This is a genomic window from Natronococcus pandeyae (assembly GCF_008122205.1).
Taxonomy (GTDB): Archaea; Halobacteriota; Halobacteria; order Halobacteriales; family Natrialbaceae; genus Natronococcus; species Natronococcus pandeyae.
This window is the reverse complement of the sequence record NZ_PHNJ01000016.1, coordinates 1-25,681: the sequence shown is the minus strand read 5'-3', so window position 1 is coordinate 25,681 and position 25,681 is coordinate 1. Positions and strand designations below refer to the sequence as shown.

Sequence of the window (25,681 nt, the reverse complement as noted above, 5' to 3'; positions counted from 1 at the left end):
TGCTGTCGCGAACACACTCGTGAGCGACAGCAAGCCAGGGGTGGGATTTGAACCCACGAAGTCTCGATTACAAGTCGAGTGCATGAACCGCCCATGCTCCCCTGGCGCAGTCCGTTGGTTAGCCGTCCTCCTTTGAATGTGTATCGTTTTCAGATGGGTTCTCGAGCGACCGCTTCATCGCGACCCGGTACGTCTCGTACTCCCGCTGTTCGTAGAACCGTCTCGCCGCCTCGTTGTCCGCCATCACCTCGAGGATCACGGTCTCCGCGCCCTGTTCGCGAAGCGCTTTCTCGGCAGCCTCGAGCAGCGCCGTTCCGACGCCGCGGCCGCGGGACGCGGGTTCGACGTAGATGTTCGAGAGGACTCCCCGCGTCGCGTCCAGTGACAGCGTGCCGCGTTCGAGGGAGAACGACGTAAATCCGACGACGGTGTCGTTGTCGCGTGCGACGAGCAGCCCGTCGGTGTGTACGTGTGCTGCGAGCGTCTCTCGCATCGTCTCACGGTTGGCGTCGGCGTGAACGAACGAATCGTGGTCGCGCTGGTCGCGAGCCAACCGGACCCACAGCTCCGTGATCCGCTCGACGTCGTCTTGCGTCGCCGGTTCGATAACCGGCTGTGCGTCCGCGGTCATGTGCGGGACCGATGTCCGGAACTGTCGCTGGTGTCTCGCGACCCGTCGTTCCCGCGGTCGTCAAATCCGGCGCTAATCGTCCACCGATCGGCCACAGCGGCCGAAAGTCCTTGCTATCGAAGGCGAGCGACGCACGATCAGACCGATCGACAGTCCGAACAGACCAGTTGCCCGTTGGCGTCCCACAGCGAGTCCGCGAGCGAGCCACACGCCTCGCAGACGCCCTGAGTCGAGAACTCGTCGCCACCGTTCGGAAGCAGTTGGGTGTCGACGTCCTCGTTGGAGCGAGCCGTGTCGTCGATCGGCCGCGCGGATTCGAGCAGGGAGTCGTTCGAGCCACCCGCCGGGGACGTCGTGCCCTGGAAGGAACCTGCGGCGGCGATGACGTCCCGCTGCGTAAGCACGCCGACGACCTCGTCGTCATTCTCGACGACCAGATTGCGGATATTCTGCCGGCCCATCGTCGTCGCGGCGTCGGCGAGCGACCAGTCGGCTCCGATCGAGATGACGGGACTCGTCATGATCTCCTCGACGGCCGTCTCGGCGGGATCGCCCTCGTCGGCGACGAGTCCGAGCACGTCCCACTCGGTCATGATTCCGACCGGCTCCGACCCGCGGACGATGAGCACACAGCCCGCTCGCTCCTCGCGCATCAGTCGAACGGCACCCAGGACGGAGTCAGACTCGCTGACACCGACGTATTCGGTCGTCAGGACGTCCCTGACTGACAGTTCCGATTCCATATGTGAACAAAGCCCACGGACGGGCTAAAAACTACCTCCGGCACCGTTAAGTGAACACGTAGCGAATATCAGCGGTTCGTGGGACCAATTACCAGCCGAGTTCGACCCTCGTCCCGTCGGCGCGACAGTCTTCCAGCGCGTGTTTTGCAGCGATACCTGCGTCGTGGGGCGATTTACCCCGACCGACGCCGACCTGAAGTTCCACGTCGACGTCCTCCTGGACGTGGTAGATCGCATCCTCGTACTCTCCTTCCCCGAGGTCCGGACAGACGACGATGACGTTGTCGCCGCCGACGAAGAAGGCGAGGCTGTCGTGGGCCTCGCGCATGTAGCGCATGAGCGAGGCATACCCCTGTTCGATCTCGATGAACGTATCGAACGCGTTGAGTTCGTCGGTGTACTCCCCGGTCGCGTCGATGACGTCGAAGTGGGCGATCTGGACGTCGTCGTCGGTTCGATGCTCGTCGTCGATGACGCGACCCTCGAGACACTCGCGGCGGTTCTTGTCCTGGGCGCTGCCGGCGTCCTGGACCAGTGTGGTCGCGTCCGAAAGCGCCTGGACGGGCGTCTTCCCGGTTGCAACGCCGAGACTGAGCGTGACAGGGTAGCGGTTGCCGACTGATTCCTGGAGGAGGGCGTGGTCCTCGAAGGTGAGCCCGTTCGTGACGGCGATCATGTTGTCGAAGCGAGTGAAGAAGACGTAGCCGTCGCGGTTGCCGACGAACTGAGAGATGTCGGCGTACAGCCGTGATTGGAGCGTCTGGAGGTCGGCTTCCCGTCGTGGCTCGGGCGTTACCGTCCACGGCCCGTAGTTGTCGATCTGACAGAGCGTAACCTGCGTATTAGTCACGGTGATCGAAGGTTTCGAACGCCGTCGTATAAGTGATACGTAATCCAGATCCGTGATGGCGCCTCAAGCGCGTTTCTTCTCGGGATCTGCGCCCTGCGGGTGATACTCCCAGAAGTCACCGGCACGCATCGCCGCGCCGACGGCCTTGTGCATGTCGACCATCGTCTCGAACTCCTCGGGTTCGACGTACTCGAAGATCTCGCGCAGCGGGACCACTCGCTCGTAGTTGATCCGGATCGGGTCGTCGCCGTACTCCGCGACGAGTTCGTCGCGCTCGAGGGGGAAGTCCTCGTCCTCGTCGACCTTCTTGGCGATGATCGCCATATCGTACTTCCGTTTGCCCTCGCTTCCCTCCTCGCCGTCCGGGTCGTGTGGCCAGTCCATACTCCGAGGTGTGTGTGGGGGGCGCAAAAGGATTACTCCTTCCCAGCGACGACGTCGACGCTCGTCAGTTCGAACTGCGACCCTCCCGTCGATCCTCCTGTACCGTCGTACCCCTCGTCGATTCCGTCCGTAACGTCACGTCTCTCCCGTCGCTGCCGTCGCTGCCGTCGATTCCTTCGCGGTGTCGCCTGTCCAGCCGTATCTCTGCGATCCCACAGACGAGGGCGCACCGACCGAACTCCACCGGATCACTACGATGGCTGGTGCTCTCCTGTATCGGATCGCGGTCCGCAAAACTCGATTCGATCGCGTCGGAAGTCGTGACCGCCGACTCAGTCGTCAGCCGCCGTCTCGACGTCCGTTTCGGATCCGAGGATCTCCTCTCGGTGCTCGTCGAGCAGCGGTGCTCGGCCGTGTGGCTCCGGCGGCGTCTCGGTCATCTTGATCGGTGAGCCGGCGATCTCGACCGTCTCGTTCGAACCGGGCTGTTCGACCGGCACGAGCATCTCCCGGTCCTTGACGTGCGGGTCGTCGAAGATATCGTCCGTGTTCTGGACCGGCGCGACGGGAACGCGCCCTTCGAGCGTCTCGACGAGTTCCTCGGTCTCGAGGTCGGCCGCCCAGGCGGCGATCTCCTCGCGGAGCGCTTCGCGGTGCTCGAGGCGGTCGGCGGCGGTCGGGTAGTCGTCGGCGAGATCCTCCCGGTCCATCGCTGCACAGACCTCGTTCCAGTGGTTGGTCCCGAAGGCGGCGACGACGGCGTACCCGTCCCGGGTCTCGAAGGCGTCGTAGGGGAACAGCGTCGGGTGGGAGTTCCCGCGGCGCGAGGGGGGATCGCCGGTGTAGGAGTGCTGGTAGATGGCGCGTTCGGTCATGCTGAGCATCGCGTCGTACATCGCGGTGTCGACGTACTGTCCCTCGCCGGTCTGTTCGCGGTGGTTGACGGCGGCGAGGATACCGATACAGTTCAGCGTCGCCGTGAACAGGTCGCCGATCCCGGGGCCGACCTTCGTCGGCGGGCCCTCGGCCTGTCCGGTGATCTCCATCACGCCGCCCAGCGCCTGCGCGATGAGGTCGAACGACGGCTGGCCCTGTCGGTGGGTCTCGCCCGTACGCGGGTCGCCGAAGCCACGGATCGAGGAGTAGATCAGCTGTGGGTTGCGCTCTTTGAGCGTCTCGTATCCCAGATCGTACTTCTCCATCGTGCCCGAACGGTAGTTCTCGACGACGATGTCGGCCTCCTCGACGAGCGAGAGGAAATCCTCGCGGTCCTCGTCGTCGTTGAAGTCGAGTTCGAGACTTCGCTTGCCGCGGTTGACGCTCTGGAAGTAGCCGCCGTACGCCTCCTCCTCGGCGTCGTCCACGAACGGCGGGTTCGATCGAATCAGGTCACCGCCGGGGCGTTCGATCTTCACGACGTCCGCGCCCATATCCGCGAGCAACATCGTACAGTACGGGCCGGCGAGAACCTGCGTCAGGTCGATCACTCGCAGATTCGAGAGTGCACCCATGGAGCCGACTGTCTGCGGACAGGCGCAAAAACCTTTGCAATAGATCATGAAGGTGTGGTTGTGTGCCAAAGGGGGCCTGTAAGGGTGTTTAAGGAGTATTATCATGATCGACCATTAACTTTATACGGCAATTCCTCATGGTTGTGAACACGATGTCCCGAACAGTCGTCCTCGGCGTGATCGGCTCAGACGCTCACGTCGTTGGGATCACAATCTTAGAGCAGGCTCTCAGTGCAGCTGGCTTCGACGTCGTCAACCTCGGCGTCCAGTCCTCCCAGAAGGAGTTCGCCGACGCCGCAGTAGAACACTCTGCGGAGGCTGTACTCGTCTCCTCGCTCTACGGCCACGCCGAGCAGGACTGCCAGGGGTTCCACGAGGTCCTCGAGGAGGCCAACGTCGACGCGCTCACCTACATCGGCGGTAATCTCGCCGTCGGGCAGGACGACTTCGATCAGACGCGTGCGACCTTCGAGGAACTCGGCTTCGACCGCGTCTTCGACTCGGAGACCGACCCCGAGGAGGCGATCGCTGCCCTCGAGCGCGACCTCAACATCACGACCACCGAGTCGGAGCAGGTTACCGTTACCTCATAGCTACCATCTCGATGATACGAGACGAACGCATACCATCCGAAGAGCTACGGCGTATCGACGAAGAGATTCGGTCCGGCTGGACCACCGGTGGGGCTGTCGACTTCGAGGAGGCTATCGCCTACCACGAATCACTGCCGGCGCGCAAGCAGTTCGCGGACGTACTCGAGTCCGCGGACAAGCCCCTCCTGCAACCGCGCGCCGGCGTTCCGCGACTCGACGACCAGATCGAGTTGCTCGAGTACCTCCACGAGGAGGGGAAAGCGGATCTCCTGCCGACGACGATCGACTCGTACACGCGCGACAACGAGTACGGGAAAGCCGAGGAGGGACTCGAGAAGGCCCGCAAGACGGGCGACGACACCCTCAACGGCTTCCCCGCCGTGAACCACGGAATCGAGGGCTGTCGCGAGCTGATCGAGGCCATCGACGCCCCGATCGAGGTTCGCCACGGCACGCCCGACGCCCGGTTGCTGGCGGCCATCACGTTCGCCGGCGGCTTCCAGAGCTTCGAGGGCGGGCCGATCTCCTACAACATCCCCTACACCAAGCGCCACGGTCTCGAGGAGACGATCGAGAAGTGGCAGTTCGTCGACCGACTGGCGGGCGCCTACACCGAACGCGGCGTGCGAATCAACCGCGAGCCGTTCGGCCCGCTGACCGGCACGCTGGTGCCGCCTTCGATCGCGATCGCGATCATGATCGTCGAGGGGCAACTCGCCGCGACGCAGGGTGTGCGCTCGATCACCCTCGGCTACGGTCAGGTCGGCAACGTCGTCCAGGACGTCGCCGCGCTGAACGCCCTCCAGAAACTCGGCGACGAGTACCTCCCCGACGAGGTGTGCGTGACGACAGTTTTCCACGAGTGGATGGGCGGCTTCCCACCGGACGAGGCCCGCGCCAACGGCGTCATCGGACTCGGCGGGATGACCGCTGCGATCGCCAAACCCGACAAGGTCATCACCAAGTCCCCACAGGAGTTCCAGGGGGTTCCGACCAAGGAGGCGAACTCGGCCGGCCTGCGGACGACACGGCAGGTCATCGACATGGCGATCGAGCAGAAGATCGATATCGACGGTATCGCGGAGGAACAGGACCTGATCGAGCGCGAGACCCGGTGTCTCATGGACTCGATCTTCGAGCACGGCGACGGCGACATCGTCCGCGGAACGCTCGAAGCCTTCGACTCGGGGGCGCTCGACGTCCCCTTCGCCCCCAGCGACAGCGCGCGCGGCGCCGTGTTGCCGGCCCGCGACGACGACGGCCGCGTGCGGATCTTCGAGTGGGCGGACCTCGAGATGGACGACGAAATCAAGGAGATCCACAGAGCCCGGCTCTCACAGCGCGCCGACACCGAAGGCCGCGACCAGTCGTTTCGCATGGTCGCGGACGACGTCGACGCGATCAGCGACGGCAAACTCATCGGCCGCCCGCAGGGTGATGCCTGATGCAGATCGAAGCGATCCACGCGACGCCCGGCTACTCGGGGTTCTTCTTCGACGACCAGCGCGCGATCAAGCAGGGCGCGACCCAGGACGGGTTCACCTACGACGGCGATCCCGTCACCGACGGCTTCGACGAGATCCGCCAGGCCGGTGAGACGCTCATCGTCGACGTCGAACTCGCAGACGGCAGCGTCCACCGCGGCGACTGTGCCGCGGTCCAGTACTCCGGCGCCGGCGGGCGCGACCCGCTGTTCCGGGCCGAGGCCTACGCCCCGGTGATCGAGGGGAGTGTCGCCGAGGAACTGGTCGGTCGTGACGCGAGGGACTTCCTCGCAAACGCCGAACTGCTCGAGGAACTCGAGGTCGACGGGAGCCGACTGCATACGGCGATTCGGTACGGCGTCTCGCAGGCGCTACTCGACGCGGCCGCACGAGCCGAAGGGAGGACGAAGACCGACGTTCTGGCCGACGAACTCGACACGGAGCCGGCGAACGAGCCGGTTCCCGTCTTCGGGCAGTCCGGTGACGCCCGCTACGCGAACGCCGAGAAGATGTTCATCAAGGGCGTCCCGGTTCTCCCGCACGCGCTGATCAACAGCGTCGAGAAGATCGGTCCGGACGGCGAGGCCCTGCTCGAGTACGTCGACTGGCTCGCCGACCGCTCCCTGGAACTCGGTCCTGAGGGCTACGACCCCAGATTCCACATCGACGTCTACGGAATGATCGGGGAGATTTTCGGTGCCCCGTACGACCGCGACGAAGTGATCGACTACTTCGCCGCGCTCGAGGAGGCCGCAGCGCCGTATCCGATCCAGATCGAAGGCCCGATGGACGTCGGCGACCGCGCGGATCAGATCGAAGCGATGGTCGAACTGCGCGACGGGCTCCGGGATGGCTCCGTCGGCGTCGATATCGTTGCCGACGAGTGGTGTAACACCTTCGAGGACGTCCGGGCGTTCGTTGACGCCGGCGCGGCCGACGTCGTTCAGATCAAGACCCCCGATCTCGGGGGCATCCACCGCAGCGGACAGGCTGTCCGCTACTGCCGGGGAACCGACACCCGCGCGTACCTCGGGGGGACCTGCAACGAGACGGAAACCTCGGCACGCGCCTGCGCACACGTCGCGCTCGCGACCGACGCCGCGCAGGTGCTCGCAAAGCCCGGGATGGGCTTCGACGAGGGGTACATGATCGTCGAAAACGAGATGCGGCGAACCGTTGCTCGACGCGAGCGAGCACAGCGACTCGCGAACACCGACGAGGTGACTGCGGATGACTGAGGACGAACCCAAATCGATCGACTGGACCGACTCCGACACGTTTGCACGGGCGCTCGAGCGGGCCGACACCCGCGAGAAGGGCAACTACTTCGAGGCGTTCGAGGAGGGGGACCTCATCGAGCACGATCCAGGCCTGACGCTCACGCGGTGGGGCAACGAGGCGTGGATGAGCCAGACGCTCAACCACGATCCGGCCTACTGGCGGACCGACGCCGCGCGCGAGCGGGGGTTCGACGAACCACCGATTCACCCGGACTACCTCACCGCCGCAACGCTCGGTATCACCGTCGAGGAGCTGAGCGAGAAAGGCGGCTACTTCCTCGGCCGCACCGACGTTCGGTTCCCCGGCGCGCCCGTCTACGCCGGCACCGAACTGCACGTCGAGAGCGAGGTCGTCAGTACGGCGACCTCGAGTTCCCGCCCCGAGTACGGCATCGTCACCTGGCGAACCCGGGGAAGGGATGCCGAGACTGACGAGGTGGTGTGCTCCTACGAGCGGACGAACATGATTCCGCGGCGGGAGCCCGTTGCGACGGACGGAGGCGGCGCGGCTGCCGCCGAGGAACCCGAGAACGGGCCTTCCCTTCCGGACGAGTTCGTCACACCCGACGGCGGCTACTTCGAAGACTTCCTCGCTGCGCTCGAGCGGGCGGACGACCGGGACGCAGCGGTCGCGTATCGGCACGAGCGCGGCCGAACCCAGGGCGACCTGACCGTCGCCGGGCTGCCGCTGTCGACGCTCAACACGGCCAAACAGCACCACAACGCCGACGTCATGGCCGACTCCCCGTCCGGCGATATCGTCACCTACGGCGACGTCACCCGATCGACGGCGCTCGGCCACGCGCGATCCGACGAGCGCACCTACCGCGAGGTGGGCTTCGACGACGAGCAGTTCCACACGTTCGTCACCCCCGGAGATACCGTCTACGCGTTCACGCGCGTGCTCGAAGCTGAAAACACTGGCCGCGAGGAGGCCGGTACCGTCCGCTTCGAGCACATCGCGTTCAACCAGGACGACGAGCCGGTGTACTCCGGCACCCGGATCGCGGAGATCCAAAAGCGCCCGAGCTGAATCGTCTACGACCGATCCCTATACAGATACACGCACACGCATGACCGACGATATCCGACTCTGTCGCACGTTCCAGACCGCACCGGCCGCCGTCCCGAAAGACGACACGGCGAAGTACCTCGTCTCCGCCCTCGAGGCGGAGGGCTTCCAGGCACCCGACTGGCTCGTTCCCGACCTGGAGGACGGCACCGCGCCCGACATGAAAGCGGAGGGGCTCGAGAACACCGTCGAAAAGGTCCCGAAGTACGATTTCCCCGGCGAGATCTGGCCCCGCGTCGAGTGGAGTTACGAGGACGAGGAGTACCGGGAGAAGGGCCGCGAGCAGATCGATCGGCTGGTCGACGAGGTCGGCGACGAGATCGACGGCGTGGTCGTCCCGAAGGTCGGCCGCCTCGAGGACGTCGAGCGCGCCGCCGCGGCGGTCGCGGAAGCCGAGCGCGAGCACGGCCATCCCGACGGCTCGATCGGGCTCTCGATCATCGTCGAGACCGGCCGCGCCCGTTCGGACCTGCGCGAGATTTCGAAGTTCGGCGAGGACTCCCGACTCACCGCGCTGATCTTCGGCCCGGTCGACTACGCCGCCGAACTCGGCGGTCGCGACCTCGGCGACGGGATGCCCCGCTGGGACGGCCTGCTCGAGGCGCTCTCGAACGAGGCCAGCGCCGGCGGCCTGCTCTCGATCGGCGGTCCGTTCGACGACCTGTTCAAGGAGCGCGCCGGGCTGACGTTCTACAACGCAGACGAGTACGCGGAGCAGGTCGAACACGAGGCACAACTCGGGCTCGACGGCTCCTGGTCGCTGTACCCCAAGCAGACGATCCAGGCGAACACGATTCACATGCCGACGCCCGACGAACTCGAGCGCGACGTCCACAAGATCGAGCGCTTCAACGAGGCCAAACGCGAGGGGACCGGTGCGGTCACCATCGACGGCCAGATGGTCGACGAGGCGACGTTCAAGAACTTCCGGAACACGATTCAGACGGTGCGAGTGATCCACGACCGCCGACCTGACCAGACCGAGGAGCGCTACGACGGCGACCTGTTAGGGCGAGCGCTCGAACTCGAACTGTCGTACCGGTAACGCGCGATCGGTTTTTCGTTCTTCTGACCGGTTTCGAACACTTCGAGCCGGCGGCCCGCCGACCCGTAAATAGCGGTCCCATGTTCAGCCGTGTTCCTTTCCGCCGTGCGGTCAATCTCGATACAGGGTTGGCATGACTCGTTCGAGAGACCACGCAGGCGATATGCGGTGGGGATGGACGTGTCCGCGGTGCGGAACGGACGTCTCGGTCGGACGCGATTCCGAAACGGAGACGTTCTGGTGGAAGTGTACAGAAGACGGGTGCCTCGCGGTCGGCTTCGGGTTTGCCTCGAGACGCCGTGCTCGGATCGCAGTACGCGACTACCGAGAGCGGTATCAGCGCATCTACCGGTAGTTCGGCTCACACAGACACGGTCGAGGGACGATTTTGATCCGCGGTTTTAGCCGATTAGCGGGTCAGTGTCCCTCACGACGCATCGTCCAGAGGTCGTCGAAGTCGATGACCTCGACGTCGTTGCCCTTGCTCTGGATATGCTCGAGCAGCTGTTCGTACTCGTCTTCGTCCACCGTGTTGTCCTGATCGAAGGCGTGGAAGTTCAGGACCGTACACTGTCGGTGTGCCGCCGCGAGGTCGACACACCGCATCGCGATGTCGAGGTCGTGGCCGATCGTTCGCGGCAGTACCAGCGGATCAAAGCCGTGAACGCCGGTGAGATTGACGTTTCCGGACTGGTTGAACCCGCCTGCGTAGTAGTACTCCGAGGCGATGTCGAGGACCGTCTGGTCGAAGCTATTGTGTGGATAGACGATGTAGTGTCCGCCCTGGAATTCGTTCTGGACGGCCCAGTTCTTGTCCCGCCGCAGCGCGTCCTCGAGACGCTCCTCGTCCATCTCCGCGAACTGGGTGTGGGTTCCGTGGGCGACGATCTGGTCGCCGGCCTCCTGACGTTCTTTGAGCTGCGCAACCGTCATGACCCCGTCGCGCTGGCCTCGCGTCCACTGCCGGACGGCCGCCTGGACCGCGTTGACGCCGTACTCGTCGTGGAGCGGACCTGCCGGGTCGTAGAAGTCTTCGAGGCCGTCGTCCCAGCAGAGCACGACGTACCCTTTCTCGGGTTTCTCGTGGATGCGCATATCGTCGACCCACACCTCGGCGTCGTCGGTGTTGTAGACGATAATCTGGATCTCTTCGACCACGTCTCGCTCGAGAGGCATCGAACTCTCCTCGAAGACGCCCGGGTTCGTTCGGAACCAGCCGATATCGGAGGTCCGATAGGTGACGTCCCGGAGCTGATGGTGGGCGTAGCCGCCGTAGATGTCGATGAGCCGAATGTCGATGGCGACGTTGGACGGTGTGGCGGTGCGGACGGCCATCGAGAGCTCGAGATCGCTCATGTCCGTCGTGTCGATCCGCCGTTCGACGATGGCGTTTTCACCGTCCTCGGCGGTGAGTTTGAGGCTCTGGGAGCCGTCGAACGCGACGTCTTCGTCCGCCTCCGCAGATCCCTGAACGACCTCCCACGAATCGAGGTCCTCGAAGTCGTCGAACTGCTCGCCGGGCTGTCCGAACTCCTCGCGGCTGTCGTACTCGGTTTCGACCTGGAGTTCCGGCGGTCCGTAGCTGGTCGACTCGCTTTCGCCGTTGGTTTCGGATCCGTTCCCGTCTGCGGAGTCGTCCCCGCCGTCGTCCGACGCGCTCGAGTCGTCCCCCATGCAGCCGGCAAGACCTGCAACCGTTGCTGCTCCGGAGAGTGCGAGAAATCGCCTCCGGGTATGTGGTTGGTTCGCCATTCTTGTCGACGACTACTGACAACGAGGATATTACTATGATGTTGATAATCAGTTTCATATGAGAATCTGGAACTTTGATTGGCGCGAAACAGTTCGTACGCTGTGAGATTCGCAACGAGACGATCACCTCACACAGACGGTGCCGAAACTGTCAATCGGGACGGTGAAACTGTCCGTCGTCCCGGTCTCGAGGAGAGAATAACCTCGGCTCGACAGAACGGAAAAGATAGATCGGGTTTTGGCAGGAGCGTCCCAGTCCCTACGCGAGGTTCTCGGCGATATCGCGGAACTCGTCTTCGGTGAACGCTTTCAGCGTCTCGGTCTGGGCGTTGCCCCCTTTCCCGATGGTCAGGGCATACTCCGCGGCGGTTTCGTCGTCGGGGAACTCGACGATAGCGACGCCGTCGTACTGACCGAACGTGAGGTAAAACGCCTTGAATTCCCCATCGAGGTCTGCGGCGAGTTCCTTTGCGGACTCGATACGGTTCGGGCTGGATTCGACTGTCGAGATTCCCTGTTCCGTGTAGTTCAACAGTGTGACGTACGTTGGCATTGTCGGTCACCTCCGGACGGTTGCGGGTGCGCCCGCTACAGAACGCTGGACGCCGGTCTGCTTCCTCTCGAAAGGCGCAATTGACTACTACACGGCCAGAGCGCTTAAAATTATATCAGCTGTACCAGTTTCGCTGAGGAGCACGCGCCTTCTCTATCTGGAGTCACTGGAGCGGTTGTTTGAGAGTGATGGGATGGGATTTGAACCACGCGAAGACGGTCCTGCTCGCTCACTTCGTTCGCTTCGCAGGCTGCGTCTTCTCTATTTCAAATCCCAACGTGACGTTTTTTCACGAGCATCACACGACGAGCGGAGCGAGGAGTACCGCGAGTGAGAAAACGGTGGGGATGGGATTTGAACCACGCCCGAGAACCTGCGCTCCGCGCAGAACCTCGGTCTGATTCAAACTCCACCGTCTCGTTTTTCCGCGCACGTGCTCCTCGCTACGCTCGTCGCAGTTGGTCGCGGAAAAACGGTGGGGATGGGATTTGAACCCATGAGGCTTGACAGCCACCTGCTCTCAAGGCAGGCGCGTTGGGCCGCTCTGCCACCCCACCTCACCTACGTCTTCTGCACCCGTTCAAAAAGTGTTATCGGTCTACTCGCGCTCGAGCGACTCGTCGTCCGAAACACCGAGCCCCAGGTCGTCGACGACGGTCGCCGTCGCCGCCGCGCCGGGACGGTTCCCGACCGCTCGAGCCCGAATGCCTGCGATCGTGGCACACAGCCCCGACTCGGTCGCTATCGTCGGAAGCATCGGTGCGAAGCCCACGTCGAGTCCGGCGTCGTCGCCCCGCTCGGCGAGGGTCGCCAGTTCGGGCACTGCGTAGGCGTCGGTGAAGTCGACCGACTCGCCGAAGCCGGCGAAGTAGGTGCGGCCGGCCGAGGACGGACCGAGGACGACGTCGTGGCGACGGAGCGACATCGCCGCGCCGTCGATCTCGGTCCGAGCGACCAGCGGCGCCGTTGGCTCGAGGATCCCGACGTTCCCTGCATCCTCCTGCTCGAGCAGGTGCGTGACCGTGTTGCCGACGCGGGCGGCGCGCGTCGAGCCAACCTGCCGTTCGAACCGGACGTCCTCGAGGTCCTCGAGGGCTGCGTCCGCCAGATCACGAATGTTCGCCTCCGGATCGCCGGTGGCTGCCGACTCCGGTAGCGTCTCCGCGTCGCGGTAGTTCACCAGCAGTTCGCCGCCGCTGGCGGCGACGGCCCGGAGCACGTCGACGACGGCCGCCTCGTAGAGCGTGGCCGCCTCGGATTCCGTCAGCGACGTTCGGTCGACGAGCGACGACAGGACGAGACCCTCGCGTGGCGGGTCGACGGGGACGACGACGATCATACGCATCCGTCGGGTGCCGCGCCCTTGAACGCGACGGGTTCCTCCGCGGATCGAACTGTCCGTCCGTCCGACTAGAATTATGTGACTCGCGACCGTCGTTCCGGTATGGATACTCGCTCGAGTACGGGACTGCTCGGAACGCTCGTGATCGCTACGCTGGTCGCTCTCGGTCTCTTCGGATTTCTCAACGGCTACGTGATCGACTCTCCGGGGGAGTGGCTCGCACCGACGATCGGATCGCTCGCCGTCGCCGTCGCCGTCGTCGGCGTGTTGATCGTCGCCGGTGCACGGTCGAGGCGCTGGCGACAGAACCCGTACTGGTGAGCGTCTCGCGCCGTTCGATCCGTTACCGTTCCTGTCGTCCCTTCGTCTGCCGGTAATCCGACGCCATCAGTTCGACGAAGTGCTCGAGCCACGCCTGTGTCTGTTCGTCGGTCTGCTCGCGCGGTTCGATCATCGGAACGAGTTCGAAGCCGCGACCCCGGATCGTCGTCGCGTGGTCCGAGTCGAGAGACAGTTCCTCGACCGGCGTCGTCGTGTACTCGACGCCGATCTCCGACAGCGCGCGCTCGCCGACGGGGACGATGATCTCGGGGTTGATCATCCGGATCTCGGCGTTGAGGTAGGGTTCGCAGTTGCCGATCTCCTCGTCCGTCGGCTTCCGGTCGGGATCGCGACACCGAGTAAGGTTCGTCAGGTAGACGTTCTCGAGTTCGGGTCGATCGGCGAGCGAGGTGGCGTCACAGAGGCCGAGGCGCTCGAGCATTCGTCGAAGCGACGTTCCGCCGTCCGACTCGTCCTCGCCGACGAGAAACGGAATTCCGACCTCGTCGGCGCGGGGGGTCGGTCGTTCGCCGACGAAGAGGAAGTCGGCCCCGACGTCGCCGTAGCCGTGGACGACCTGCGTGCGCGTCTCACAGAGCGCCGGACAGTTCCGACACTCCTCGTCCATACCGTACGGGTTCGCTCGAGATCGCTGATTCGCGTCCACAGTTGTGCCTCGGGGCAGGGAACCAAAAGCGGCCCGCCTGGCGACGGGAGAATCGGCCGCGGTTACTCAGCGACCGAGGCCGCCGCGTTCCGTGACCTCGAGGATGAACTTCACGTTGCGAACGATCTCCTCGGGCGAGGTGTCCTCGTCCTCGTCGTAGAGGTCGCTCGTCCGGTAGAGGATGTTCGCCAGCTGTTTGCGTTCGCTACTCTCGCCGCGGATCTCGTCGGCGATCTCGCGGAGGGCCGCGACCCGCTCGGGATCCGGATCGAACTCCGTCGGCTGGTCGGCGCCGTCGCTCATCGGTCCGGCGCGGGCGTCTGGCGCTGGGTCGTCTCCGAGACGCCGCGTCGGTGGACGATCCCCGTGTTGTTCGCGACGTTCTCGGTGATCGTCCGGAACGAATCGCCCGTCTCGCCTTCGTCCTCGACGACGGTCGGCTCCCCGCCGTCGCCACCTTCGCGGACGGTCGGGTCAAGCGGGATCGTTCCCAGGAACGGCATGTTGTGGGCCTCGGCGAACTCCCTGCCACCGCCGGAGCCGAAGATGTCGTGCTCGCCGCCGCAGTCGGGACAGGCGAACGTCGACATGTTCTCGGCGATCCCGAGCACGACGGTGTCGTGTTTGGCGAACATCTCGAGACCCTTCCGGGCGTCGTCCAGCGCGACGTCCTGCGGGGTCGTGACGATGACGGCGCCCGTCACGGGCATCGTCTGGAGCATCGTCAGCTGGGTGTCGCCGGTCCCCGGCGGCAGGTCGATGACGAGGTAGTCGAGGCTCCCCCACTCGACGTCCTCGGTAAGCTGGGTGATGACCTTGTGGACCATCGGACCGCGCCAGATGACGGGGTCGTCCTCGCCGGTGAGGAAGGCCATGCTCATCAGCTTCACGCCGTACTTTTCGGGCGGGACGAGGGTCTCCTCCTCGGTGGCCATCGGCGGCTCGTCGGCGTCGAACATCCGCGGCACGTTCGGGCCGTAGACGTCGGCGTCGAAGAGGCCGACGCGGGCGCCGAGCTTCGAGAGCCCCGCGGCGAGGTTGACGGCGACGGTCGATTTGCCGACGCCGCCCTTCCCAGAGGCGACGGCGATGACGTTCTTGACGCCCGGCAGCACCTGTTCTTCCTCCTGACCCCCGACGTCGCGGTCCGGGATGCTCGCGGAGAGGTTCGGCTCGAGACCCTCCTCGACGAGCAGTTCGCGGACCTCGCCGGCGATATCTGTCTCGGTCGGCGAGTAGGGCGCTCCGAGCGCGAGGTCGATGTCGACCTCGTCGCCCTCCACCGAGAGCTCGTTGACGAGCCCCAGCGAGACGATGTCATCCCCCAGTTCCGGATCTTCGACCGTCCGGAGACGGTCGCGAACGGCGGCTTCGTCCATGTCCGAAGGGTGTGCCCCGCCGTCGAAAAGGGTTGTGTTCGGATATCAGATATCGACGGCGTCCGGCGGATACGGAGATTCTGCGTCGCCGATCTGAGCAGAACGCTCGAATTTGCAGTACCTCTTCGATACAGACGGAGTTCAATCGGGTTGACTCGAGGAGACACCGCGTTACGTAGAGCGTGTCCCTAACGCTGTTACTGCTATCAGATATGAGTCCTGACCTTACCCCCCTGTAACATCAGTTGTCACGTAAACGCACGGGTGGAAGCTCGGGCTCATCTTCTGTCGCGGGTTAAATCATCGAGTAACGGCGCGTATAACTCTCACCAACGCCTAAACGTCGGCCTCTCTCGCTGTAGAAGGTAGTCGCCCGACGGCTGCTACTCGACTACTCTTCGACCGCTACGAGACCGGATAGACCAGCTGTTTCCGTTCGTCCATCCAGTAAAACCGACCGTCGTAGAAGACCGGCCGATCGATGACCGTCAGGAACTCGTTGAGTTCGTCCGGCGAAACCTCGAGCGTGATCGGCGTCGAAGTCAGGTGTTTACCGTCCGACCAGTCCGGTAGCCAGTGAGTCCCGACCGGGTCGACCGGGAACGGGACGACCGTCACCCGTACGCTCCCATCTTCGACCGCCTGAAGCACGTACACTGCGGAAGGGTTCCACTTCGCGACGAACCGGTGGGTTCCGTCACCGACGACGAGGCCCTTCTCGTTTTCCCCACAGACGGCACACGTGTGTGCGGCGGCCAGGGACTGTCCGCTCAACACCAGTTTTCCGATCGTCGTGGAGACCGCCGTCGGCGACGCCGGCGCGGCGGATTCCGACTCTCTTCGCACGACGCCTGCGATGCTCCCGGACTCGATCAGTCCGACGCCGGCCGCCCGAGAGTCCGGGGCGTCGAGCTGGAACAGTTGGACGTCGTTCTCGCGCAGGTTCGCGGGCTCGAGCGTCCCGTCCTGACACACCAACTCGCCGTCCTCACAGCGACCGACGTAGTGGAGGAAGTCGCCGCCGCTTCGGAACGCGGCGGCGAGTTCGTCACGCGTCGGAGCGTCGAGCCGGCGGACCGTCGTCGAGGTGGGAACGTACTGTTCGGCGATTGCGCGCCGGTCGACGTCGCACTCTGCGCCGAAGACGACGATGACGGTTCGGCCGGCACGGTTCTGCTCGAGATGGGTCATCCGGTTCTCGTAGCCCCGTTGTAGCGCCGAGAAGCCCCTGGCGTCCTCGATATCTCCGAGGACGCCTCGAGTCGTCCGACACTGACTCAGCTCGGTGACCGGGGTCGACTCGGGATCGGGAGTTCGTCGTGTGTCGCTCTCGGGAGCGAACGTGTGTTCCGACGGCAGTACGATCGCAGCCAGGTCGTAGAGCAGGTGGGGGATCGAGGCCACGTTCGAGACCGTGGGTTCGACGGTCATCACGTACGGCCACTCCGGCAGGATGTCGTCGATGGGTGCCGCGGGGAACTCCAGATAGGCCGCCAGACGCTCGGCGGCCGTCCCATCTGCACAGTGGTCGAGATCGACGCCGGCGTCCTCGAGCCGATCGAATTCGCGGGTGTTCAGACTATCGGGATCGTGCCAGGAGGCCATCTGGTCGAGAAAGAACACCCGACGAAGGAGGGCCGGTGCATCCCGTTCGAACTGTGTCAGCCCGTCGAACTCGTAATGAATACCGACCGACGGAGCACGGAGGAGCGGCGCAGTTACGTCGGTCGGGCGCAGGCGCGCTCCCAGATAGTACGCGAGTGGAGCGGCGAGAAAGAGCGCTTCCAGCCGATCCGGAACGAGCAGTTCGATTCCGGTTTCCGGCGTTTGCTCCGCGACCGGGTCCGGAACGTGGGTTTCCTCGCCGAGGGTGAGCAACGGCGGGTGGCCGCGATAGTTTCGGTGGACGCGATCCGCCGTCGTCGTCTCGATCGTCGCCGAAAGGTGTGAGATCCCCGTGGCGATACCCTCGGTCGTCGGCTCGACAGTCACCTCGTGTCGCGGGTAATCGACAGGCGACTTGAAACCGAACGTCACCGGCGTTGGCTGCGGAAACGAGATCTTTAGGCACTCTCCGGGACGGTTCGAGACCGTTGCTGCACCGTCGAACCGGAGGCGAACGAAAAGCGTCGTGTCGAACTGGAGGAAGTACTCCCCCTCCGGAAGCGTCAGTCGTTTGTCTTCGAACGCCGCCAGGACGCAGTCCGCGTGATCCGACGTCTCCGCAGAATCGGTATCGGCCAACTGCTCGTCGAGTCGGTCGATATTGACCATGTTCCGGAAGTCGTAGCTGATCGCCGAAACCCGGCCCACGGCGACGGCGTCGATCGGTTCGTCGAAGCCGTGCGGATCCGAGAGGCGATCCCATCCGGTCAGGTCGAACGTGATCGAGTTTCCGCCGATATCGGTAGCCCGAAGCGACGTTCCGGTCACCTCGAGCGAGACGGGATCTGCGTCGTTCGGGACCGTCATCGACGACCCTCCGTCACTCCGTCGTTGCCCTCGAGGGTCTCCTCTCCGGAGGAGCGATCGATAAACTCGAATCGAGCGCCGCCTGTCTCTCCCGTCGTCAGATTGACCGTCCATCCGTGTGCCTCGCTGATCTGACTGACGATGACGAGTCCGAGACCAGTGTTCTCCCCTTCGGACGTGTAACCGGGCTCGAAGACGGCCTCACGCTCGCCGGGTGGAATCCCCGGCCCGTCGTCGGCGACCGCGAACCCGTTCGGGAGCGACTCGACGCGGAGGTGGATGTCCGAACCAGCGTGCTCGAGGGCGTCGTCGGTCTGTGACCGACTGCTCGTGGAACCGTGTTCGACAGAGTTCCGAAAGAGGTTCTCGAAGAGCTGAAGCAGCCGCCCTCGATCGGCCTCGATCGAGCGGTCGGCGTCGACCTCGAGGGTCGCGCGTTCGGTCGAGACGTTCTGCCACGCCTCGCGTGCGGTCGCGTCGACCGAGACGCGTTCGAATCCGTCGGTCTCGCCTTCACGCGCCAGCGCGAGGACGTCGTCGATGAGCCGGTCCATCCGATCGTGTGCACGTTCGATCTTCTCGAGTTCCGTCGACGACCGGTGATCCATCGCGAGTTCGAGGTAGCCGTTCGCGACGTTCAACGGATTCCGGAGATCGTGACTGACGATGCTCGCGAACCGGTCGAGGCGCTCGTTCTTGCGCTCGAGTTCCCGCTCGCGCTCTTTCAGTTCGGTCAGGTCGGTGTAGATCAGATACCCACGGGTCGTCCCGTCACCGGTTGCGACCGGAACGTTTCGCAGCAGGAACGGGCGCGGGCCGGACGCCGTCTCGCGAACGACCTCGACGTCGGTCTGCCGTCCTGCATCCGTCGTGTACCTGAGTTCAGGCATGGTGTCTTCGTCGTCGGGGACGAACAGCTTCTCGATGGGTTCGTCCACGACCTCGGTCGCGCCGTACCCGAAGGTCCGGATGAACGACGAGTTAACGGCGTCGACGAGTTGCGTCCCGTCCTCGATACGATACTGCAACGCTGCGTCGGGAACGTTTTCGAACAGTGCCGCGAACCGATCTCGCTGGCGCCCCAGTTCCTCCTCGTAGGTGATCCGACCACGCACGTTCGTCACGATCGACGCGAGCAGCTCACCGAGCTGGCGGTCGACCGCCGAGAACGCGCCACGCTCCCGCGAGTGAAGCTGTATGACTCCGTCGTGGCCGAACGGAATCGAAAGTACCGAACGGAAGCTCTCGCTTGCAGGGACGGCCGCGGGCTCGGTTTCGAGATCGTCGACGACGATCGTTCGTTCTTCTTCGAGTGTCTTGCCGGCGATACCGTCGCCTGTGGCTAGCGGGTCCGCGGGTACGAGCTGGTCGACGTTCGCTGCCCTGGGCTCGAGCTGTCCGTTTTCGGCAGTACAGATGATCGCGGTGTCGAACTCGATGAGGTCCTCGACAGCTACCACAGCGTGATCGTAGACGTCGTCGATACTGTCGCAGGTGTCGAGGCTGGAGACGAGGTTTCCAACCTGATCGACAGTGTTCCGGAATCGGTTCGATGGCATCGTTTACTCGTTCTTCGGAGATAGTACCGGAGTCTCTTCTAATAGATGCAACTGGGACATAAAGATTCACCGGCTGTTGACTGTCAGCTCGAGAAGAACCCTCCGCCGACTGGTCGCCCGGTGGCTCCGTTCGCAGAGTCGTTCCCGAAGCCTTTTGCTGGATGCGTCCACCCGTAGTACTATGAAGGAGTCGTTGCTGGAGATCCTCTGCTGTCCACTCGACAAACACGATCTGGAACTCGAAGACGCCGAATACGACGGCGACGAGGTCGTCGATGGAGTTCTCGTCTGCACCGAGTGCGGCGAGCGATACCCAATCGAGGACGGGATCCCGAACCTGCTGCCGCCGGACATGCGCGAAGAATCACCCGCCTGACTACCGACGCGACTACGCTACCGATCCGTGCCCAAGCCAACGGTCACCGTCCACGTCAACCGACACTCTCCGGAGCGGCTCGAGCCAGCCGTCGGTACGTTCGAAACCGCCGAGTCGTTCACGCTGCTTCTCGAGGGCCACGACTCGCCGGCGCACGTCCACTGTCGGCTCGGCGGGTCGCTCGATCGCGTAGCGTCGCTCTCCGGGTCCAACTACTACGTCGAACCCGACGCGCAGACGCCCGTGGCGATCGACGTCAACGCGGAGGCGATCGAGGAACCGGTCCGGGGAACGCTCGAGGTTCTGACCGGGTACGGCGCCGAGTCGGTATCGATCGAGATCACCGTCGAACCCGCACCGCCGAGCGTGGAGGTCGACGAGTCGCTCTCGAAGCCGAATCAGTCGCCGTCCGAGCCGTCCCCGCCGCCGCTACTCGAGCGACTCGAGGGCGTGAGTGGCGGTCAGCCGTCGACGATCGCGGTGCTCGCGCTCGGACTCGTCGCGATCGCCATCGCAACGATGGCGGCCACGATCGTCGGCGGGCCGATCGCGACGGCCGGGCTCACGGTCGTCGTCCTCGGCTTCGTCGCCGCACTCGGCTTGCTGTTCCGGTGAGACTGGAATCGCTCACTCGCCGTCTCGTTCGGTCGCCTCGAGATTCCCGTCCTCGTCGAAGCGCTTCGCACGGAGGTATCGCGCCCGATAGCGGTTGGCGCCGTCGTAGACGTCCGCCTCGCGCACCTCGTCGGTTCGTCCCTCCGCGACGGCGTCGATCAGATCCGTGAGCTGATTCAGTTCGCTGGTCGTCAACTCGAGTTCGTACGTTCGTTCCTCCTCGGACTCGAGAACCGTCCACTTGCGAGCGGCGGCGACCACGAGCGAACACGGCTCTCGGCAGGGAAACGCGCCGTCGCCGCCGTCGACCTCGAGGTCGTCTCCCTCCTCGTACTGCCACTCCCGCCGGCGGAGACACTGCGAGTCGACACAGCAGGCCTCGGCCATCCAGTCGACGGCCTCGCGGGGCAACTCGTCGATCACGTCGTAGATGCCGGTCTGGCGCTCGGCGGTCTCGAGCCAGTGATCGACGTCGAGTTCACCGTGCAGTTCGCGATGCCAGTTGGCGACCGTCGCCGGGTAGAAGAACTCGACTGCGTCGACGAGTTCCTGGCCGGAGAGTCCCGTGAAGGCCCAGCCCGATCGCAGCGTCGGCGCCGTCTTCAGCGGTCGGTACCGACCGTCCTCGTCCTCGGTCGCCAGCGCACGCGCGTCGCGCGGATCGTCGTAGACCTCGAGGTCTGCGAGGTCGTTCCCGGCGTCGTCGACGTGCCAGAGGTCGTAGACGCGCTCGCCGTCCGGATTCTCGACGTCGACGAACCGGACGGTGATACACAGCTGTCCCCACTCCCGGTCGATGCCGTTCGCGAGCGCGTCGTACCGTTCCGGGACGGAAAGCGCCACGTCGTCGGCCACCGGCTGGTGGTCGGCCGACTCGTCGTCCGCGAGCGGCGCTCGTTCACACCGTCGGAGGAACGCCCGACGCGCGGTTCCGTCGCCGCGGATCTCCCGTTGCCAGTACTGCCAGTTCGAGACGTACGCCGGGACGGTCTCGAGGGCGTCGCGCAGTGCCCCCTCGTCGAGTCCGGTCCGTTCTATATCGGGTGTCTCGAGGGCGTACCCGTCGCCCTCGTGCTCGAGTCGAAGTCCGTCGAACGCGACGCCATCGTCTGCAGCGGCGAGCAGGGCCTCGAGATCGCTCGTCGATTCCGACACGATCAGTCACCCGCTCCGGCGCCCGGCTCCGGTTCGCTCCGGGGCTCGTCGCCGGTCCCGGCGGCGGTCGCCGCCCTGACCCGTTCGATCGCGTCACCGAGGTCCGCACCGGCGTCGGCCGCCCGCTCGAGGATGACGTCGGCCATCAGGTCCTCGGTGCCGACGGCGCCGGCGTACCAGATCCGGTGGCCGTCGACGTCCGCGGGGACGTTCCACCCCAGTCGGTAGTCCTCGGTCAGTCCCATGTCCTCGGGGATGTCCTCCTGGGTGTGGTAGCCGTCGGCGATGAACAGCGGGACGACGACGACGTCCTCGCTCTCGAAGAACTCCGTGACGTCGTCGACCTCCGGCTCTTCGTCCATGAACAGCGCCTCCACCTCGTCGAACCGGTCCTGCTCGCGGATGCGCTCGGTGTGGTATTCGACCGCCTTCGCGGAGTTCTCGTTGCGCTCGGTGCCGTGGCCGACGACAGCGAGTCCGACTCCCTCGCCCACGTTGGGGTCCTCGGTGACGCTCTCCGCTCGCTGAACGATGACGTCGGTCATCGCGTCGTGGGTGCCGACCGGCCCGCAGTAGTGGATCGTCTTCCCGACGTCGGTCGCCTCGAGGGTCGCCTGGGAGGCGTCGGTCCCGTCGGAGTCCCACTTTTCGGGGTCCCACTCTTCGAGACGCAGTTCCCGGGGGATCACCTGCTCGGTGAAGTAGCCCTCGCTGATGAACAGCGGAACGACGAACACCTCGTCGGACTCGAGGGTGCGGATTACCTCGCGGAAGTGCGGTTCCTCCTTCCAGAACGCCTCGCGGACCTCGTCGAACGCGCCCGTCTCGCGGACGGTGTCCGCGTGGGCGTAGGTCGGATCCGAGGCGTCCGGATTCAGGTGCGATCCGTGTGCCGCGATGACCAGCGCTTGCATACGCGGCCGTTAGGAGGGGGACGGTTTAGGGACTTCGCTGGCGGCGCGCGTCGCCGCCAGTCCGTCTCTCAGTGAATCGCGACTCGAGAGACGGATGGACTCGTCGTTCAGAGTGAAATCGCTGCTACGGATGGCAGCGGTCGCCCACGTATCGAATCGGTTGACTGAACCACGCTGCGGTGGCGCGCGCTGAGCGACGGCGAACGGAGCGCGGCGAGCGGTGACCATAGGGAACCGCGAGCCACGAGTGAGCCGTCGGTCACAACTGTGCGAGGGACGAACGAACGGAGTGAGTGAGTCGGTTGGGGAGGGTGTGGCAATCCCGTGTCGTCGTGCAAGACGGAACGCTATCGGGAGGACTCGCTTCGCAGGCCCTCGACCTCTTTCGGTCTCACCCGATGGTAGTCGATCGGCGCTGCAGTTCCGACGCCGGCCGTCCAGGTCGCGCACGCTACGTGACGACCCGACCCACAACGGCCCGCTCGAATGCGGAATCAGAACCGAATACCGACTTCGTACCTCCCTACTGCTACCAGTAGCTGGGAATACGGTTTCTTCATTCAGTCCTGATAGTAAAGCTGGATAGCCGGGTTCGTTACGTGAAGATGCGAACCTAACGCGCTTACTTTCATCAGCTAATGGAGGTGTTGAGAGAGCCGTGCTGACTCGATGGAAATTCTGCTATCCCATGAGAGCGTGAAACAAGGATGGGACGCAAGAGACCGAGCTGTATTCCGTGCCCGAGAGCACGTGGTGCTGACTGGTCCGAGTGCGTAGGAAGCCGAGTCCTGGGCATCACAGCCCGACTGCCGCCAGGAGCGGCAGTCGGGAAAGCCCGTATAGGTGAATCTCCGTTTCACGCACCATCGTCCCGAGGTGAACCCAATGTTCATCGGAATCGACGTACACAAACGGTACTCACAAATCGCAGTATTGGACGAAAACGGTGAGATCGTCGAAGAGGTTCGCGTCGAAAACGCGAACCTCGACGACTTCGCCCAGCAGTACGCTGGCTCAAAAGCCGCGCTTGAAGCGACCACCAATTACTACCACATCCACGATACTCTTTCAGAGTATCTGGATGTGACCGTCGCCAACCCCGGCGCATTGAAGTTGATCGCCGGTTCGGACAAGAAAACTGACCGCGTTGACGCGAAACAACTCGCTCGGCTGGTTCGGTTAGGCTCACTTCCTGAAAGCTACGTTCCAACCGACGAGGTTCGGCAAGCCCGCGCACTTGTGCGCGGGCGCCAGAAGCTCGTTGAGAACCGGACCGAGTACGCGAACAAGATCCATGGCTTGTTGAGTGACCACGGAATCACCCGGGAGGTGAAGCCGTTGAGTGTGGAGGGACGAGAGTTCCTGGCGGAACTCTCGCTCCCGGCGCCGTGGGACGCGTTGTTGGAGTCGTATCTGGAACTGATTCAGGTGCTCACCGAACAGATTGAGTCGTTGGAAGCGGAGATTGAGGAACGGGCTGGGTCTCTGAAGGAGACCCAGCTCCTGATGACGATTCCTGGTGTGAGTTACTTTACGGCGTTGACGATTTACGCGGAGTTGGGAGAGATCGCCCGGTTTGATCGGGCTAAGGAGGTCGTAAGCTACGTCGGGTTGAACCCGATAATCCGCGAGTCTGGCGACTCGCGGTTTGAGGGGAGTATCTCGAAGCGAGGGTCAGGACGAGTCCGGTGGCTACTCGTTCAAGCGTCGTACACGGCGGTTCATACGTGCGAAGACGAGTACCTCAGCCGGTTTTACAACCGGTTAGCACGGAAAAAGAACTCGAAAACAGCGATTGTAGCAACCGCCCGAAAGCTGCTGGTTTCAATGTATCACATGCTGGACCGTGAGGAGGTGTACGATCCACCAGGGGTGAGTGCCTGAGCGCCGCCCCGGCGGCGCTCATTGGCCGGTTGGTGGCAGCGTGAGCGACTGCTCTCGCAAACAAGAAGTCCCCCGCCTGATGGCTGTTTCAGTAGCTATCGGTTCGCCGGTTGTCGATTCTACGCTCGAAAACTACAGCAAGTCCTCATCGCCCGAAGAATTATTTTGGCAAACGTGGTTTGGTCAGCCAGCAGAATTTCCATAGGTGAATACACAGCGCGAATCTTGCGCTGATACGAGTCCGTTAGGTTCGGCTTCATCGACTGCCGAATTGGACGGTACAGATAAGGTGACAAGAATGACATTTCACTCCGCCAGTCGGTTGTAAAGTCTCCCAAACAGGTACCCGAGGATGTATGCATCGATGAAGCCCAGAACTGTTCCCCAAACGAGATCCCCAGGCTCGTGGCTGTATCCCGGGTAGAGGTCCGCAAGCAACAGTCGCCAGCGTTCTCCGTATTTCGTCCCAGCTGCCAGTTCCAGGAAAGCAACCACTGCACCCCAGATGATACCTGCCGAGAGGCCGAGCGCATCGGCATCTACCTTCCCTGTGGTCTCCATGGCTTCGGCTGAGGGAGCACGGGTCTGTTCTTGGACCGAGGACTGTGAGTCGCTCATCCTACCGAGAGGTCGTCTCCTTCAACAAAAATACACTAGGGTAGTCCCAGTGCTGTGAGAATTACTACACGTAGAACGGGTCACCGGCGCCCGTAACACTCGATACGCCGATCTTCCCATAATCCTGCCAGTATGAATCGAACGACTCATTCGATAGCTATAGAGACGAATCTTCATTCCCTGTACGGAGATTTACCGATGGATTCACCCCCTGTCTGGTGAACGAAACAAAGTCGCTCTGCTGCACTCATCCTCTATATCTTGCACGCGATTTCTTCCAGCTATTGGAGAGATTGAGCAAGGCGTGCTGAATAGAGAGCGCGAATGTCGCACGAAGCCTATCTACACCTCTCGACCGTCGACCATTACGAAGATTGGACGGCGAGGGATCGTGTCACAGGTTGGGCCGACATTTCTATACCGTTTGTAGAGGTAGTACGGTGCGGCGATCGGCCACATGGCGGCGACGCCGGCGATCCAA

The 25,681-nt window shown here is 63.8% G+C and carries 25 protein-coding genes and 2 tRNA genes; 9 read left to right on the top strand and 18 right to left on the bottom strand.

Features of this window, described 5'->3' with window-relative positions; genetic code table 11:
* Window positions 1–32 precede the first annotated feature (32 nt).
* The 6 genes from CV102_RS21155 to mct all read right to left on the bottom strand — a co-directional run bounded on the left by CV102_RS21155 (window position 33) and on the right by mct (window position 4,119).
* Window positions 33–106: transfer RNA gene (locus CV102_RS21155), tRNA-Thr, on the bottom strand.
* Window positions 107–118: 12 nt separating this feature from the next.
* Window positions 119–631, bottom strand: a complete 513-nt coding sequence (locus CV102_RS21150) for a GNAT family N-acetyltransferase (RefSeq protein WP_148860012.1) — start codon at window positions 629–631, stop codon at window positions 119–121.
* Between the two features lie 137 nt (window positions 632–768).
* Window positions 769–1,374: a CBS domain-containing protein gene (locus tag CV102_RS21145; protein ID WP_148860011.1), complete on the bottom strand. Its 606-nt coding sequence runs from the start codon at window positions 1,372–1,374 to the stop codon at window positions 769–771.
* 88 nt (window positions 1,375–1,462) lie between these two features.
* Entirely contained in the window at window positions 1,463–2,224 is a 762-nt protein-coding gene (locus tag CV102_RS21140; RefSeq protein WP_148860010.1) for a GTP cyclohydrolase III, read from the bottom strand.
* 63 nt (window positions 2,225–2,287) lie between these two features.
* Window positions 2,288–2,608: a DUF5785 family protein gene (locus CV102_RS21135; RefSeq protein WP_148860009.1), complete on the bottom strand. Its 321-nt coding sequence runs from the start codon at window positions 2,606–2,608 to the stop codon at window positions 2,288–2,290.
* Window positions 2,609–2,940: 332 nt separating this feature from the next.
* Window positions 2,941–4,119, bottom strand: coding sequence for a succinyl-CoA:mesaconate CoA-transferase (mct, locus tag CV102_RS21130; protein ID WP_148860008.1), 1,179 nt, complete (start codon window positions 4,117–4,119; stop codon window positions 2,941–2,943).
* A gap of 137 nt (window positions 4,120–4,256) precedes the next feature.
* On the opposite strand from mct, the gene glmS reads away from it, so the two are divergent.
* The 5 genes from glmS to citE are packed head-to-tail and all read left to right on the top strand — an operon-like array spanning window position 4,257 to window position 9,593.
* On the top strand, window positions 4,257–4,712 hold the full coding sequence (glmS, locus tag CV102_RS21125) for a methylaspartate mutase subunit S (protein ID WP_148860007.1): 456 nt from the start codon (window positions 4,257–4,259) through the stop codon (window positions 4,710–4,712).
* Window positions 4,713–4,723: 11 nt separating this feature from the next.
* On the top strand, window positions 4,724–6,157 hold the full coding sequence (locus CV102_RS21120) for a methylaspartate mutase subunit E (RefSeq protein ID WP_148860006.1): 1,434 nt from the start codon (window positions 4,724–4,726) through the stop codon (window positions 6,155–6,157).
* Window positions 6,157–7,434, top strand: coding sequence for a methylaspartate ammonia-lyase (locus CV102_RS21115; RefSeq protein ID WP_148860005.1), 1,278 nt, complete (start codon window positions 6,157–6,159; stop codon window positions 7,432–7,434). The genes CV102_RS21120 and CV102_RS21115 overlap by 1 nt, the downstream gene beginning before the upstream one ends.
* Window positions 7,427–8,509: a 2-methylfumaryl-CoA hydratase gene (mch, locus tag CV102_RS21110; RefSeq protein ID WP_148860004.1), complete on the top strand. Its 1,083-nt coding sequence runs from the start codon at window positions 7,427–7,429 to the stop codon at window positions 8,507–8,509. The genes CV102_RS21115 and mch overlap by 8 nt, the downstream gene beginning before the upstream one ends.
* 40 nt (window positions 8,510–8,549) lie before the next feature.
* On the top strand, window positions 8,550–9,593 hold the full coding sequence (gene citE / locus CV102_RS21105) for an L-malyl-CoA/beta-methylmalyl-CoA lyase (RefSeq protein ID WP_148860003.1): 1,044 nt from the start codon (window positions 8,550–8,552) through the stop codon (window positions 9,591–9,593).
* A gap of 417 nt (window positions 9,594–10,010) precedes the next feature.
* Here citE and CV102_RS21095 read toward each other — a convergent pair whose 3' ends face one another.
* The 4 genes from CV102_RS21095 to CV102_RS21080 form a co-directional block, all read right to left on the bottom strand.
* Window positions 10,011–11,345: a polysaccharide deacetylase family protein gene (locus tag CV102_RS21095; RefSeq protein WP_148860001.1), complete on the bottom strand. Its 1,335-nt coding sequence runs from the start codon at window positions 11,343–11,345 to the stop codon at window positions 10,011–10,013.
* A 259-nt stretch (window positions 11,346–11,604) separates the two neighbouring features.
* Complete coding sequence (locus CV102_RS21090; protein WP_148860000.1) at window positions 11,605–11,898, bottom strand: GYD domain-containing protein; 294 nt, start codon at window positions 11,896–11,898, stop codon at window positions 11,605–11,607.
* 473 nt (window positions 11,899–12,371) lie between these two features.
* Window positions 12,372–12,455 (bottom strand) — tRNA-Ser (locus CV102_RS21085).
* Window positions 12,456–12,496: 41 nt separating this feature from the next.
* On the bottom strand, window positions 12,497–13,237 hold the full coding sequence (locus tag CV102_RS21080; RefSeq protein WP_148859999.1) for a hypothetical protein: 741 nt from the start codon (window positions 13,235–13,237) through the stop codon (window positions 12,497–12,499).
* 105 nt (window positions 13,238–13,342) lie between these two features.
* Here CV102_RS21080 and CV102_RS21075 point away from each other — a divergent pair, with 105 nt between their 5' ends.
* Window positions 13,343–13,561, top strand: a complete 219-nt coding sequence (locus CV102_RS21075) for a hypothetical protein (protein ID WP_148859998.1) — start codon at window positions 13,343–13,345, stop codon at window positions 13,559–13,561.
* A gap of 22 nt (window positions 13,562–13,583) precedes the next feature.
* Here CV102_RS21075 and CV102_RS21070 read toward each other — a convergent pair whose 3' ends face one another.
* From CV102_RS21070 to CV102_RS21050, 5 genes are all read right to left on the bottom strand, one after another.
* Window positions 13,584–14,228: a uracil-DNA glycosylase gene (locus CV102_RS21070; RefSeq protein ID WP_148859997.1), complete on the bottom strand. Its 645-nt coding sequence runs from the start codon at window positions 14,226–14,228 to the stop codon at window positions 13,584–13,586.
* 66 nt (window positions 14,229–14,294) lie between these two features.
* The gene (locus CV102_RS21065; protein ID WP_148859996.1) at window positions 14,295–14,531 is read right to left on the bottom strand and encodes a hypothetical protein; all 237 of its coding nucleotides are present in this window, start codon (window positions 14,529–14,531) and stop codon (window positions 14,295–14,297) included.
* Entirely contained in the window at window positions 14,528–15,607 is a 1,080-nt protein-coding gene (locus CV102_RS21060) for an Mrp/NBP35 family ATP-binding protein (RefSeq protein WP_148859995.1), read from the bottom strand. The genes CV102_RS21065 and CV102_RS21060 overlap by 4 nt, the downstream gene beginning before the upstream one ends.
* Before the next feature lie 405 nt (window positions 15,608–16,012).
* Window positions 16,013–18,079, bottom strand: coding sequence for a hypothetical protein (locus CV102_RS21055; protein WP_148859994.1), 2,067 nt, complete (start codon window positions 18,077–18,079; stop codon window positions 16,013–16,015).
* Window positions 18,076–19,638 carry a sensor histidine kinase gene (locus tag CV102_RS21050; RefSeq protein ID WP_148859993.1) on the bottom strand — a complete coding sequence of 521 codons (1,563 nt, stop codon included), beginning with the start codon at window positions 19,636–19,638 and terminating at the stop codon, window positions 18,076–18,078. The genes CV102_RS21055 and CV102_RS21050 overlap by 4 nt, the downstream gene beginning before the upstream one ends.
* A gap of 181 nt (window positions 19,639–19,819) precedes the next feature.
* Here CV102_RS21050 and CV102_RS21045 point away from each other — a divergent pair, with 181 nt between their 5' ends.
* Both CV102_RS21045 and CV102_RS21040 read left to right on the top strand, forming a co-directional pair.
* Window positions 19,820–20,014 carry a methytransferase partner Trm112 gene (locus CV102_RS21045; protein ID WP_148859992.1) on the top strand — a complete coding sequence of 65 codons (195 nt, stop codon included), beginning with the start codon at window positions 19,820–19,822 and terminating at the stop codon, window positions 20,012–20,014.
* Between the two features lie 27 nt (window positions 20,015–20,041).
* Window positions 20,042–20,629, top strand: a complete 588-nt coding sequence (locus CV102_RS21040; RefSeq protein WP_148859991.1) for a DUF7524 family protein — start codon at window positions 20,042–20,044, stop codon at window positions 20,627–20,629.
* Between the two features lie 12 nt (window positions 20,630–20,641).
* Here the strand turns inward: CV102_RS21040 and CV102_RS21035 are convergent, their stop codons facing one another.
* Together CV102_RS21035 and CV102_RS21030 are read right to left on the bottom strand one after the other, a co-directional pair.
* Window positions 20,642–21,784, bottom strand: coding sequence for a DR2241 family protein (locus CV102_RS21035; protein WP_148859990.1), 1,143 nt, complete (start codon window positions 21,782–21,784; stop codon window positions 20,642–20,644).
* A 2-nt stretch (window positions 21,785–21,786) separates the two neighbouring features.
* Window positions 21,787–22,698, bottom strand: a complete 912-nt coding sequence (locus CV102_RS21030; RefSeq protein WP_148859989.1) for a CbiX/SirB N-terminal domain-containing protein — start codon at window positions 22,696–22,698, stop codon at window positions 21,787–21,789.
* 885 nt (window positions 22,699–23,583) lie between these two features.
* On the opposite strand from CV102_RS21030, the gene CV102_RS21025 reads away from it, so the two are divergent.
* A complete protein-coding gene (locus CV102_RS21025; protein ID WP_148859988.1) occupies window positions 23,584–24,582 on the top strand; it encodes an IS110 family transposase in 999 nt (332 codons plus the stop codon).
* 306 nt (window positions 24,583–24,888) lie between these two features.
* Here CV102_RS21025 and CV102_RS21020 read toward each other — a convergent pair whose 3' ends face one another.
* The gene (locus tag CV102_RS21020) at window positions 24,889–25,200 is read right to left on the bottom strand and encodes a bacteriophage holin (RefSeq protein ID WP_148859987.1); all 312 of its coding nucleotides are present in this window, start codon (window positions 25,198–25,200) and stop codon (window positions 24,889–24,891) included.
* Between the last annotated feature and the right edge of the window lie 481 nt (window positions 25,201–25,681).